Genomic DNA, 14,648 nt, shown 5'->3' on the forward strand with positions numbered 1-14,648 from the left:
GGCTCCAAAATAATATTTTTTTAAAATGAGTCAAACAATTTTGGATTTTAGATTTGGGATTTGGGATTGACCCCGACCACAACTTGTACTGAGCGTAGTCGAAGTAGGGTACGGGGCTTAAGGATTTTAGATTTGTTCCACTTGACTTCGGACGGGGCTTGAACCGAAAAACCAATTCCAAAATCTAAAATTGGTAGGGTAAATATTTGAGATTTGGATTTTTGATTGCTGCCAAATCTCAAATATGCTAATTACTTTATTTCTTACAAATCAGGATCGCTACACCAAATGCTTGTTCTGAAGAAAAAACTTCCTGTCTGGTAAACGATCTGACTTTATTTAGCTCATAAAAGGTATCGTAGTTTAAGTTGTCTGGTTCTGGTAATGGAACACCACCTGCATACTTAACTGTCAACCCTGCTTTTTCGACAAGCGTCCAAACATCAGAGAATGGTCTTAAGATATCTTCAGTGAAATTATGATGTTTCCAGGCTTCTATTTCGGAAGCGTTTTTAAAATTATTCTTTAAATTGTTCTCACCCCGAATGTGGATCATTTTAGCAAATGACTGCCATGATTTTGTTGTGTTAGAACTGCTGGCACACTTCTCCGCAGTTACAAAGCAGCCACCTTTCTTTAAAAGACTTTGCAACTTTTTTAGTAAAGATAAAAACTCTTCATCATCAGCTATATGGTCAAGTGTTAGCGATGATAAGATCAAATCTTTACTATTTGGTTCAATATCATTTTGCCAATCATCACTCAAAAAAGAAGCGTGTTTGAGTATGGGAGTTATTTGCACTGAAGGTGTTTCAGATAGCTTTTGCTTTGCTATTTCTAAAAATGGCGCACTGTGGTCTAATAAGAGTAAGCTTTTCAGTTGGATGTACTGGCTGACTGTAATTGATAAATTAGCGCTGCCAGAGCCAATTTCTATACAATCTAGAGCGTCTTTATTTGAAAAATATTCGCTCACACTTTTGCCAATGAAATTTAAAGCAGGCCAGTAAAAAGGAATGTTCTCGCCAATATAACCGTCATATTTGTTGGCGACTTTAGTTTTAACGAAGTAAGTTTCTTCTACCATTGTTTTTTACCTTTTTTCTTTAATTAGAGTACAACTTCGAGCTTCGTAATAAAAATCTGTCTACTTGTAGCCAAAAACCATTTCCCTAGTTCCTAATCTCGCTATCTTTAGTTTTGTTCAATTGACTAGTCAATTGCGATCGCAATCATCCCTAACATCATTCCAGCAGCAGCAAAAAGGCGGCGCGGAGCATCACTTTCTCTGAGTAAATGAGTTCCCATAAAAGCGCCAATGAGAACGCTAATTTCCCTAGATGGTGCTATGTAGCTTACAGGAGTAAAAACCAGTGCAGTCAGTACAAGGATGTAAGATAAAGGATTTAAAAAGGCTACGCCAATTGCTTCAAGACGATGAGTAGACCATTCTGTACGAACTTTATCCCAAGAACGCAATGCAAAAGGTGCAAGTAAGGCTACACGACCCAATGTCGAACAATAATCTAACAATAGTGGTGGGATTAATAACGTACTGACCGCACGTTTATCCCATAGAGTGTATGCAGCAATAATCGTTCCAGTAAGCAGACCGTAGATTACTGTTGAACCAGTTCCCATTTTCTGGAGTTGGCGTATATCAGCACTGAGAACAAACACACACATCGCTATGAGAATTGCACCACCAAGAGCTATAGGAGTTGGTCTTTCACCGAAAAAGACAATTGCACTTACAGTCGAAAGCATCGGGCCAGTACCCCGTGCAAGGGGATAAACTAGGGAAAGATCGCCTGTGTTGTAGCCTCGTTGCAGTAACAAAAAGTACATTAAGTGAAGGATAGCGCTTCCAAGTATGAATAAGAACTCAGGAAAACCTATATGTGGCCGCTGTATTACGATAAGAGCAATCGTGATAGGTGCATAAATAATTGCTGAAAGTGTAGCAAAGAGCCATACAAAAGCAGTTCCTCCACCTGCACGTTTAGCAAGTAAATTCCAAGTAGCATGGATAAAAGCGGCAACAATAACAAGTACGATTGCAAAACTAGTCATTAAAGCTTTACAAAGAACGAAGATTAAGAAATAGATTTTAGGTCAATATTCAATTTTGTTTATGAAGTTTGGAAAGTAGTTTCAATACTAGAGTATTGAGACTTTAAGCAACTATGTCTTTCTTCTGGAAGAATTCTGCGTCGTAATGACATATTTTAAGCCTGTAAACATTCCTTTAACGAAAGATTAAAATTTATCTTCCTGCATAGAGAGAGCAACTAACACTTATTTTATATTATTTTTAGGTTTGCTTGATAAAACACTGTTAATTGCATAAGAAAGTTTATATACAGATGTTTTCTGTCTAAAAATTTTTACTAAGTTTTATAAAGAGGGTTTTTGTCAATAAGCTAAAATACTTAATTTTTTATTAAAAATAGTAACTGTATGTGGGAGATAAAGGAAGAAAGTGTCCAATGTTCGCTTTTCATAGGGCAAATGCATCTAAATATTGACGAGTCAGAATAAGAGTAAAATACGCCAATATAGCGATCCGATTTGATTTTTGAATCACTCGTAGAGGTAAGGGACTGGGGACTGGGGACTGGGAACTGGGAAGAAGGAATAAAGCTGTACTGAGTTTTGTTCAAAAATCAAATATGAGTTTTATATCACAACTACATATAGCTCCGTATGATTAAATTTTACAGTCCATAGTATTTTTGTGGTGAGCTGTACTAAGCATACAATTTACAGTTAATCAACAGCATAATCAAGAGTTCACACAAAACATCCTACTTTTCCTACTTTCAGTAGACCTAAAAGTTCTACAATGGCTAAAAAATAGTAGTGTATAATACAGTTTTTTGGGAAATGTTCAAAAAATGATTGTGAGTAATGATTCATAAGCTAAGGTTATGAATTAACTGCTTAAAGTCAACCCTAGCTAGAGCTTGGTGAAATTGATTGATTGCTCCTCAAAATTACTATTTCCCATTCTAGGTAAAAATTCCCAATAGAATCGTAAATTAAACTAATCAGCATCGAATTCTTTCGCTGCCATTTCGTCCTATCAATCACTAAATAAATTCTTCGATTCTCCGAAAAATTTTGAGTTAACCAGTTTTTTATTATCGGAAACCAAATTTTCTGGATATTCAGTACGGATATTTTGAGTTTGATTATTCAACACAATAGCTATAGCAATCCAATTTGATTTCTGAATCACTCGTAGAGGTAAGGGACTGGGGATTAGGGGCAATGGGGACTGGGAAGAAGGAATAAAGCTGTACTGAGTTTTGTTCAAAAATCAAATATGAGTCCTATATCAATTAATGATATTTGCTAAGATTTGCTTAGGCTTTTGCTTTCGTATATCTTTGATGACTCTCGATCTTCCCGACTCTCTGATTCTCGATACAGCGCTTTCAGTATCTGGATTAACTGACTATATCCGCTTGCTGTTAGAACAAGATGAACAATTGCGGCAAGTTTGGGTAACTGGCGAAGTTTCCAGCGCTAACCACCATCGCAGTGGGTTATTTTTCACGCTGCAAGATCCCGATCGCACCGCCGGAATTAAGTGTGTAGTATGGAATAGCCAATTGCCAAAACTCGCCCAAATGCCTGTTCCTGGCGAACAGATAATCATTTTGGGCAGCATTCGCGTCTATCCGCAACGAGGAGAGTATCAGTTATCAGTTTGGCAGACTCTACCTGCTGGTGTTGGTTTACAGGCGTTACGCTATCAACAACTCAAAAATCGCTTGCTGGCTGAAGGGTTATTCGACGCGCAAAGAAAGCGATCGCTCCCCACTCATCCCCAAACGATCGCTGTTGTCACTTCACCAACGGCTGCTGCTTGGGGTGATATTCAAAAAACCCTGAAGCAAAGGTATCCAGGTTTACAGGTTTTGTTTTCTCCCGCGACCGTACAAGGCGAGCAAGCACCAGAATCTATCGTCAAAGCAATTGAGCGGGTGGAAAGAGATGGACGCGCCGAAGTGCTAATTTTATCGCGGGGTGGTGGCGCGGTGGAGGAGTTGGCTTGCTTTAATGATGAACGAGTGGTGCGATCGCTAGCTAGTTGTTCGATTCCGGTAATTACTGGGATCGGCCATCAACGAGATGAATCTTTAGCAGATTTAGTTGCAGATGTATGTGTGCATACACCCACTGCGGCAGCGGAAATGGTTGTGCCAGCACTTTTAGAGTTGTATATTGAGCATCGGCAGCGAGTTGTCGCTTTACATGAGGCGGTGCATGACTTTAGAGACAATGCTGAGAATAAACTGCAAGTATTACGTAATCGTTTGCGACGTTTGCGGTTAGATCGGCAAGTGCAGCAGGAGGTGGAAAAGCTAGCTTGGAAGCGTCAGCATTTGGTGCAAATTACGACGGGGCGATCGCAGCAAGCAACGCAGCATTTAGAATTATTGCGGCAAAAGTTGGCTAGTCTTGACCCGAAAGCGGTGTTGCAGCGTGGTTATGCGGTGGTGAGAAGGGAAGATGGAGCGATCGCTCGTTCGGCGGCGGAGTTGGATGTGGGAGAAGAGTTAGTGATTCAGTTGGGGCAAGGTGGGGTTAAAGTGAAGGTTATGGAAATAAACGAACCGCAGAGGCGCAGAGGACGCAGAGAGGTTGATGGTTAAACGTAAGAGTGCTTCTAGTTCTGAGGAAGGTTGGAATTATGAAGCGAAGGTTGCTGAAATAGAGGGAATTATTACTCGCATTGAGGCGGGTGAGTTGGAATTGGAAGCTGTGTTTGACCAATTTGCAACTGCTGTGGAATATTTGCGTCAGTGCGAAGGTTTTTTGCAGCAGCGACAACAGCAGGTAGATTTGTTGATTGAAACATTAAGCCAAGAGTAGAAGCCAGAGTCTCTAGTGTAAGTTCAATTAGTCATTTCTGATTTATGCCAGAGTTCTAATGAGGAGTTGGAGAAACTGAGAATGACTGATGAGATCATTGATTTGACAAACTGCGATCGCGAACCGATCCACATTCCCAGTTTGATCCAGCCTCACGGGGTTTTACTAGTTTTGCAAGATCCCACCCTGGAAATCCTTCAGGTGAGCAGCAACAGCCAGGAAGTCGTTGGTTGTCAACCTGATGAATTGCTGAACAAGCCGCTATCAGATTTACTCAATGTCAAGCAGATTAAACTAATTCAACAATGTCTGGCAGAGGATTTTGAGAGCGTTAATCCCCTAAATATATCCATCAAACATCAAAATAAATCAATTCATTTTGATGGCATTATCCATCGTTTAGATACTATTATTATTCTCGAATTAGAGCCGAAAGAATCTAAGGAAAAAACAGGCTTTTTTGACTTCTATCAACAGGTAAGAGGAACCATTACCCGCATTCAAAAAGCACCCACACTACTGGAAATGTGCCAGATTGTGGTGACAGAAGTGCGGCGAATCACTGGTTTCGATCGCGTCATGGTCTATCGATTCGATCCGGAAGGGGCAGGTAGTGTCATAGCTGAAGACACCAATCAGGAAACACCCTATTTGGATTTACACTATCCGCCTTCTGACATTCCCAAGCAAGCCCGACAATTATACACTCTCAACTGGCTGCGGCTGATTCCAGATGCCAGCTATCAGCCTGTCACCTTAATTCCAGTTAACAATCCCTTGACAAATCAACCGTTGGATCTCAGTCTCTCGGTATTGCGGAGTGTTTCTCCATTACATTTAGAGTACATGCAAAATATGGGCGTGACCGCCTCCATGTCTATTTCTCTGATGCACGAGCAAAAGCTTTGGGGATTGATTGCCTGTCACCATTCGTCACCCAAATATATTTCTTACAATATCCGCACCATCTGCGAGTTCATTGGACAGGTGATGTCTGTGGAACTGGCAAATAAAGAAGCGAGTGAAAATATTGATTACAAAAATCAATTGAAGTCATTACAAACTCAATTTGTGGAAGGCTTGTCTCAGGCTGAGTATTTCCTGGATGGCATGGTGCAAATGAAATCTCAATTACTCAATCTGGTCAGCGCCACGGGAGCGGTGATATGTAGTGGCGGCCAGTATATTCAAGTGGGTAAAACCCCATCGGAGTCAGAGATTCACGCCTTACTTGATTGGATTAAACCCCAAGTGCATCATAACTTGTTTGAGACGCGATCGCTTACGAAAAATTACCCTGCTGCCGAGTCATTTAAAGCGATCGCTAGTGGCGTGTTAGCCCTGGAAATTTCTAAAGTTCACCACGATTACATTCTCTGGTTTCGCCCAGAGGTAATTCAAACGGTGAATTGGGGCGGCAACCCCAACAAGCCTGTAGAAGTTTACTCAGATGGCAGTTTAAGAATGTCTCCTCGCAAATCCTTTGAATTATGGCAAGAAACGGTGCAAGGATCTGCCCTGCCCTGGAAACCTTGCGAAGTTGAAGCGGTTGCGGAACTACGAAATCTGGTTGTGGGCGTTGTGTTGCGACAGGCAGACAAACTGGCATCGATTAATTTTGAATTACAACGGAGTAACGAAGAACTTGATTCTTTCGCTTATGTTGCCTCCCATGACCTAAAAGAACCGCTGCGGGGCATTCACAACTACGCTAACTTCTTAATGGAAGACTATGTAGACGTACTAGATGGCGATGGAATAGCAAAACTCCAAACCTTGGTGCGGCTGACGCAGCGAATGGAAGACTTGATCAATTCCCTCCTCCATTTCTCGCGGTTGGGACGCGCCGAACTGATCCGGCAACCAGTGAATCTAAACGAGTTAGTACCCCAGATAATCGCCACCTTGACCATTTCCCGACCACAAAGCGAAGTCGAGTTTCGCATTCCTCACCCCTTTAAGACAATTCAATGCGATCGCGCTCAGATTAATGAACTCTTCAGCAACCTGATTAGCAACGCCATTAAGTACAATGATAAACCCCAGAAGTGGGTCGAAATTGGTTTTATTGAAGGAAATGGAGAAAGAAAAGTTGCTTCTACTTCTCTAACTTTCTACGTTCGTGATAACGGCATTGGCATCTCCCCAGACCATCAGGGCAAAATCTTTGAAATCTTCCGCCGCTTACATGGACGGGACGAATTTGGCGGTGGAACTGGGGTAGGGTTAACCATTGCCCGTAAAATTGTGGAACGTCACGGTGGTAGAATCTGGGTGAAATCTACCCCCACTGAAGGTAGTACATTTTACTTCACCCTGTCAGCGGAGGCAAATACATGACTCAGATTTCAGTCTCCCCGATGCAGCAAACGCCACTACTTTTAATTGTCGAGGATAGCAATGAAGACTTTGAGGCACTGCAACGATTTCTAGGGCGATCTACCATTGCGATCGCTATTCAGAGGTGTGTAAATGGAGAACAAGCCTTGGCGTTTCTTTATCGAACTGGCAGCTATGTAGAGCGCCAGAGTGCGCCCCGTCCCGGCTTGATTGTGCTTGACTTGAACCTGCCCGGAACCGATGGACGAGAAGTGTTACGCCGGATTAAACAGGATGACAACTTGAAGATGATTCCGGTGGTGGTGTTTACTACCTCTAACAATCCTAAAGATATTGAAGTATGCTATCAATATGGTGTCAACAGCTATATTGTTAAACCAATCAATTTTGCTCAACTGAAAAGAGATATTCAAATGCTTGTGGAATATTGGTTTGAAGTAACGACATTGCCTGATTACCCGCAGGATTGGTTATGATAGAATTCTTTACATTGGTGAGGACTTTAGCGCTATTTTTAAAACACTAAGGGACTTCCAAATAAAAAAATATTCAATTAACTCTTGTGGGGTGGGCATCTTGCCCGCCCAGTCTATAGGGTGGGCAAGATGCCATTGGTGTCAACTTAACGCTAAACCCGCTTGTTGAAAACGTTTTACCCTCACCCCCAGCCCCTCTCCCCAAGAGAGAGGGGAGCTAGACATTCAATTCCCCTTCTCCTTTGGGAGAAGGGGTTAGGGGATGAGGGCGTGAGGGATTTGCAAAACGCCTGTCTGATATAGTTTTCGGCTTAAGTTGACACCAATGGCAAGATGCCCACCCCACAACATTGGATAATTTATTTCTTGAAGTTCCCTAATTTCTCTATGATAACCTGCGGAATGTGGGCTTTCACTCTATCCGCTCAATTAATTTTACGATGTCTCAGCAACAGCGCACCCTCCTAATTGTCGATGATTCCCCAGAAGATCGAGAACTCTATCGGCGATATTTGCTGCGCGATCGCGAATCTTCTTACACTATCCTAGAAGCAACGCTGGGACAACAAGGGCTAGAACTTTGGCAGCAACATCAGCCTGATGCTGTGTTGCTTGATTATCGACTGCCCGACATGGACGGACTGGAATTTCTGGCACAATTGCAACCCTCCACCCAACAGCCTTGCCTACCTGTGATTGTCGTCACTGGGCAGGGCAATGAGGCGATCGCAGTTAAGGCGATCAAAGCGGGCGCACAAGATTATATTATCAAAGAGCAAATCACCCCAGAAGGGCTGCAAATAGCAGTCAATGGGGCAATTGAAACAGTCCGGCTACGCACCCAACTACAACAGCGTATTGAACGAGAGCGCGTAGTCTCACATATTACCCAGAAAATTCACCAATCGCTGAATCTGGATGAAATTCTTCAAACAACCGTAACCGAAGTGCGAGAATTTCTGCACACCGATCGCGTCTTGGTTTTTCAGTTAAAACCTGACGGGAATGGCACAGTAATAGCAGAATCAGTTGGGACACAGTGGCGATCGCTGCTTTCGTCTACTATGTACGATCCCTGCCTTGCTGAGAGCTACATCACCTCGAATCGACCGCAACCTGTCAGGCACGATCCGGCCTCGACCGAGAATTATATCGAACGTTATTATCAGGGGCAAGTAACAGCAGTATCAGATATTCAGGATCGCACTATTGACCCCTGCCACGGTGAATTGTTGGCACAGTTTCAAGTCAGAGCTCATCTGGTTGTACCAATTCTGCAAGACAACCAGTTTTGGGGATTGCTAATTGCTCATCATTGTACCTCTCCTCGATTTTGGCAGCCCTTAGAAATTGACTTGCTTAAAGAGTTGGCAACTCAGATGAGTATCGCCTTGCGACAGGCAGAACTGTATCAGCAAGCACAGCATGAACTAAAAGAACGCCAACAGGTAGAAGCAGAATTACGCCAGAGCGAAGAACGGCTGCGATTGGCACTATCAGCTTCGCGGATGGGAACGTGGAACTGGAACATCCAAACCGGAAAAATTTCCTGGTCGGATAACCTGGAAGCCTCATTTGGACTGGAGCCAGGAGAGTTTGACGGCTCATTCGAGATGTTTGCCGCGCGAATCCACCCTGACGATCGCGATCGCGTTTTAGCAGCCGTCGAGCGTGCCATCGCCACCGGAGAAGACTATGACATTGAATTTCGAGTGGTATATCCTAATGGTACGATTCGGTGGGCACTGAGTCAGGGTAAGGTATTCTACGACCAACACGGGCAACCGATTCAGATGGCGGGTATCGATCTCGATATCACCGAACGCAAACAGTCAGCCGAAACTTTGCGCGACAGTGAGGAACGTTTTCGGCAGCTTGCAGAAAATATTGATGCGGTGTTCTGGATCAAAGAAGTACCGGAAAATCGAGTTAGCTATGTTAGTCCTGCATATAAACGCCTGTGGGGATTAAACCCGCAGGAATTGTATACAGGAGAAAAAACCTGGATAGATCGGATTCACCCAGAAGATTGTGAATCGATTCAGAGAGCGTTTTCTGAAAAAGCTGTTGCAGGTAAATTTGATGAAGAATACCGGATTATTTTAGCCGATGGTAGTATTCGTTGGGTTCACGATCGCTGCTTTCCCCTTCGAGATGAAACCGGAGAGATTTATCGGTTTGCAGGTATTGCCGAAGACATCAGCGAACAGCAAGCTGCGCTACGCGAACGCAAACAGGCAGAGCAAGCCTTGCGAGACAGTGAAGAACGCCTGCAAATGGCACTGGAAGGTTCTGGTGGCGGTCTCTGGGATTGGAATATTGTTACCAATGAAGATTATTTAAGTTCCCGATGGCTGGAAATGCTGGGATATGAGCAAGGAGATTTACCTGGGGACTTTAGCGCTTGGGAGCGACTGATTCATCCTGACGATAAAGTTTGGGTGATGGAACGGTTGAATGCTCATCTTCACGACGATTCGGTGTCTTACAAATTTGAATATCGAATGTTAACCAAGTCTGGAGAGTGGAAATGGATAGCCAACTACGGAAAGGTAGTTTCGCGGGATCGACAGGGCAATCCACTCCGCCTTTCAGGCATCCATCATGATATCAGCGATGTCTACGACGAGCTTCGCTTACGCAAACAGGCAGAACTTGCTCTGCGAAAGAGCGAAGAACGCTTCCGTACCTCAGTTGAAAATATGCTGGATTGCTTTGGGGTATACCGTGCTGTACGGAATGAGCAAGGACAGATTGTCGATTTTGTGACTGAATATGTCAATAGTGCGGCTTGTTTCAACAATCAAATGACTTATGAACAGCAGATTGGGCATGGGTTGTGTGAATTACTACCAGGGCATCGTGAAAGTGGATTGTTTGATGAATACTGCCAGGTAGTAGAAACAGGGCAGGCGCTCATTAAAGACAGCCTAGTTTATGAGGATGATTACGGAAAACAACGCTTAGTTAGAGCCTTTGATATCCGCGTGGCTAAATTTGGAGATGGATTTGTTGCGACCTGGCGAGATATCACCACTCGCCAACAAACTGAAGAAGCCTTGCGCCAGAGTGAAGAATTTAAAAACCGCATTTTAGACAGCAGTTCTGATTGCATCAAGGTATTAAGCCTCGATGGGCGGCTGCTGTACATGAATACAGGTGGACTGTGTTTGATGGAAATTGACGACTTAAATTCCTATCTCAATAATGAATGGCTCTGTTTCTGGGAAGGCAGTTCTCGGCAACAAGCAGAGGAGGCACTTGCTGCCACCAAAACAGGCAAAGTCAGCATTTTTAGCGGATACTGCCCAACTGTAAAAGGCACTCCGAAATGGTGGGAAGTGGTCATTAGCCCGATTTTGGATGCTTCTGGGCAGATGGAACGAATCTTGTTGATTTCACGAGACATTACCGATCGCAAAAAGATAGAACTCCTCTTGCAGGAGAGCGAAGCCCGGTTGAAATTGGCGTACAAAGCTACGCAATCGGGATTATGGGACTGGGACATTATCCACAATAGCGCTCATGTATCTGAAGAGTATATCAATTTGTTTGGGCTTGACCCAACCACAAAGGAAATCACATATCAACTGTGGTTAAGTATCCTGCATCCAGACGATCGCACCTCAGCCAATGAAACAGTGAGTCGCACCATCCAGCAACAGGAAGAGTACTATGAAGATGATTACCGCGTCCTACATCCTGATGGCATTCGCTGGTTAGCGGCTAGAGGTCAGGTTTTCTATGATGCTGCGGGCAATGCGGTACGGATGGTAGGTAATGTGCAGGATATCAGCGATCGCAAACAAGCTGAAATCGAACGCGATCGCCTATTGCAGCTAGAACAAGCAGCCAGAGCCGAAGCCGAACGCGCCAATCGCATCAAAGATGAATTTTTGGCGGTTCTCTCCCACGAATTGCGATCGCCTCTTAACCCAATTCTCGGCTGGACAAAACTGCTGCAAACCCGCAAATTTAGTGAAGCCAAAACAGCCGAAGCCTTAGCTACCATCGAACGCAACGCCAAATTGCAAACTCAGCTGATTGATGACTTACTCGATGTCGCCAAGATTATACGCGGCAAACTCAGCATTGAGGCTACTCCTGTGAATCTGGCATCTGTCATTGAATCTGCGATCGATACAGTAAATACAGCAGCCCTTTCCAAATCAATTGGATTGCATTCCGTACTGCCAAATATTGGGCAAGTCTGTGGAGATTCCAACCGCCTTCAACAAATCGTTTGGAACTTACTTTCTAACGCGATCAAGTTTACCCCCAAGGGAGGACGCGTAGAAACCCGACTAGAGCGAGTCAACGAGCAAGCACAGATTACTGTCAGTGACACTGGTAAAGGCATTAACTCAGACTTTCTCCCGTATATTTTTGAGTCATTCCGTCAGGAAGATGTCTCAATTACCCGCAAGTATGGGGGGTTAGGATTGGGGTTGGCGATCGTCCGGCAGTTAGTTGAGGCTCACGGCGGCACGATCGCGGCTGATAGTCCAGGTGAAGGCTTGGGAGCCACCTTTACAGTCCAGTTACCACTGCTGAATGTTGAACCAGAAATCAAGCAGATAGATGAGTTGCCACAACCAGCACTCGAACTCACGGGGATTAAAGTCCTCACAGTTGATGACGATCCCGATGCTCGTGAACTACTAACAGTATTGCTTACTGAATACGGAGCTACAGTCTTAACTGTTACCTCTGCGGCAGAAGTTTTAGCAAACCTGGAGTCCTTTAAACCTGATGTTTTAGTCAGTGATATTGGGATGCCCGAAGTCGATGGTTATTCGCTGATTCAAAATATCCGCAGCTTAACGCCCGAAAAAGGAGGAGAAATCCCCGCGATCGCTTTGACTGCTTATGCCAGAGTTGATGATTACGAACGAGCTATAACTAGTGGCTATCAACGGCACGTTACTAAGCCCCTCGATCCAGAAGAGTTAGTTCAAGCTGTGGTGGCACTTACACACGGTAAACTAAACCATCCCATTCCTCAAAATGATTCGGTTTAACCTTCAATCAACACCTGTGTTTGGATTGACCTTCAAAAGTACTTCTCGAATAATGGCGGAGGACTCCTTGGCAGATTGTGCCTCCTTTTTGAGTCTTTGTGCCCCCAAGGTTTGATTGCGATCCTCCATCCTTGAAGCAATACGATATGATAAAGAAGCTTTCTCTTCCAATGCCCTCAAAGCGATCCATAGTGCATCCTCCACGTTATCAGACTGCATGGCCAGCAAAGTTTTTGCTGAATAAGCATGACCCGTGCGGCACCGGAAGCGCAACAAATTTCCCTCTTCGAGTTCCCAGAGGGTACCGCCGCAGTCAGGACAGCCAAAAGTTGATGGTTTACCAGGTCGATTGCCTACGTTTTCTACTGCTTCCAAACTCAATTGCACTATTTGAGATTCAAACTCCATCTCGCTAGGTACTGGGTTTTCCGGTTGTACTTCCATTGCCGTATTAACTAGAGCTACTAAAGTAGAAGGAATATCTGAAAGTGGCAGAATATGGTCAATATCCTCTAGGTTCTCGATCGCATTACGTGGCATATCAGGATACAAAGCATCCTCAGGATTTTGGACAATTGCCACACCGCGCCGCATTTTTACAGCCATTAGTCCCGCCGTGCCGTCGTCAAGCAGACCTGTTAGTAGCACAGCAATCACTCGCTGCCCATAAGTTTGCGCTGCACTGCGAAACAATGGATCGATAGCAGGACGACAACGGTTTTCTTTTGCTCCCCGCGTCAAACGCAAATATCCAGGTTCTACCAGTAAATGGTAGTCAGGCGGAGCGACATAAATCGAACCATGAACAATAGCTTCGCCGTCCTGAGCTTGAGACACTGGCAACTTGCCAGCACGACTTAATATTTCTGCCATAACACTTGTGCCATGACTTGATATATGAAGGACTATAATCACAGCAGCATTGAGATCGGGCGGCAAATGCTTGACTAGATAAGTCAGCGCCTCAACTCCACCTGCTGAGGTTCCAACGACGATAATATTATGTTCAAACATTAATGTAACAATCTCACTACTATAGCAGGCGGCGTGGGCAACAAAAGCATATATACCGACAGTCTTAACATTAACGCAGCCAAAGAATTTTCTAACCTAGCTTTGAAAAAATTATATTCTTTTCGGCTTTCTTAAGGTTGGGCATGGCATTATAGCGACGCTCAAACTCTGGACGAGTGAGGCGATCGCCACTCTCAAGAGGCGGAATGTCGGAGGGAGAATCAGTTGGAGTCGAATGTTGTGAAGAGGTGTTGACCACGACCGCAGGCAGTAGAGGTGGTTAAATTGATTGTATCGTAGTGGATTAAGCGAAAAAGACTTAGTGCTAAGTCTCTACATTGTTTTTCGGTGCTAAGTCTCTTTCGACATCGCTCAAATTCAAACATTAGTTGTCAAAAATTAAGCGTTTGCAGCTAATGTTCTTCCATATATAAGAAAGGTTTAAGTATTTGCAGCTAATGTATAATTATTTTTTGCAAAGGCTTAATACTTTGCAGCTAATGTTCTTCTATATATAAGAAAGGCTTAAGTATTTGCAGCTAATGTATAATTATTTCTTGCAAAGGCTTAAGTATTTGCAGCTAATGTTCTTCTATATATAAGAAAGGCTTAAGCGTTTGCAACAATCATTGTAATCAACTTATAAATTGATTTATTTCCTGAAATATAACAGATATCATACAAAGCTACAGTGTACACACAAGTCCTAAAAAGCTGGTTTGATGAGGCTTGACTCGTTTCAGGCTGCGCCTGGGAATGCATTCATTGAGCCTTTGACTCAATGTCTTGACTGGAGGCGGAGCCTCTAAGAGGTTGTTTGAAAAGTCTTTGGCTGTATCTTTGTACTTATTGATCCCCCCTAACCCCCCTTTTTAAGGGGGGAACCGGAATCAAAGTCCCCCTTTTTAAGGGG

The 14,648-nt window shown here is 43.8% G+C and carries 8 protein-coding genes and 1 pseudogene; 5 read left to right on the plus strand and 4 right to left on the minus strand.

The window, feature by feature from the left end; genetic code table 11:
- Nucleotides 1-256: 256 nt before the first annotated feature.
- Entirely contained in the window at nt 257-1,087 is an 831-nt protein-coding gene (locus tag V7K44_RS05235) for a class I SAM-dependent methyltransferase (RefSeq protein ID WP_334929310.1), read from the minus strand.
- Nucleotides 1,088-1,212: 125 nt separating this feature from the next.
- Complete coding sequence (locus V7K44_RS05240) at nt 1,213-2,073, minus strand: DMT family transporter (protein ID WP_334929312.1); 861 nt, start codon at nt 2,071-2,073, stop codon at nt 1,213-1,215.
- Nucleotides 2,074-3,395: 1,322 nt separating this feature from the next.
- Between V7K44_RS05240 and xseA the strand changes: the two genes are divergently transcribed.
- The 5 genes from xseA (at nt 3,396) to V7K44_RS05265 (ending at nt 12,721) form a co-directional block, all read left to right on the plus strand.
- Nucleotides 3,396-4,664 (plus strand): exodeoxyribonuclease VII large subunit, encoded by a 1,269-nt coding sequence (gene xseA / locus V7K44_RS05245; RefSeq protein ID WP_334929314.1) that lies wholly within the window; start codon nt 3,396-3,398, stop codon nt 4,662-4,664.
- Entirely contained in the window at nt 4,657-4,884 is a 228-nt protein-coding gene (xseB, locus tag V7K44_RS05250) for an exodeoxyribonuclease VII small subunit (protein WP_094348247.1), read from the plus strand. The genes xseA and xseB overlap by 8 nt, the downstream gene beginning before the upstream one ends.
- Nucleotides 4,885-4,965: 81 nt before the next feature.
- A complete protein-coding gene (locus V7K44_RS05255) occupies nt 4,966-7,224 on the plus strand; it encodes an ATP-binding protein (RefSeq protein WP_334929316.1) in 2,259 nt (752 codons plus the stop codon).
- Entirely contained in the window at nt 7,221-7,700 is a 480-nt protein-coding gene (locus V7K44_RS05260) for a response regulator (RefSeq protein WP_334929318.1), read from the plus strand. The genes V7K44_RS05255 and V7K44_RS05260 overlap by 4 nt, the downstream gene beginning before the upstream one ends.
- A 440-nt stretch (nt 7,701-8,140) precedes the next feature.
- Nucleotides 8,141-12,721 (plus strand): PAS domain-containing protein, encoded by a 4,581-nt coding sequence (locus V7K44_RS05265; RefSeq protein WP_334929321.1) that lies wholly within the window; start codon nt 8,141-8,143, stop codon nt 12,719-12,721.
- 3 nt (nt 12,722-12,724) lie between these two features.
- Here the strand turns inward: V7K44_RS05265 and V7K44_RS05270 are convergent, their stop codons facing one another.
- A complete protein-coding gene (locus tag V7K44_RS05270) occupies nt 12,725-13,735 on the minus strand; it encodes a chemotaxis protein CheB (RefSeq protein ID WP_334929323.1) in 1,011 nt (336 codons plus the stop codon).
- Nucleotides 13,736-13,856: 121 nt separating this feature from the next.
- Nucleotides 13,857-13,994: pseudogene (locus V7K44_RS05275) on the minus strand (Uma2 family endonuclease); the annotation flags it as partial.
- Nucleotides 13,995-14,648: the final 654 nt, after the last annotated feature.

Source organism: Nostoc sp. (assembly GCF_036917235.1).
In the GTDB taxonomy this organism is placed as follows: domain Bacteria; phylum Cyanobacteriota; class Cyanobacteriia; order Cyanobacteriales; family Nostocaceae; genus Nostoc.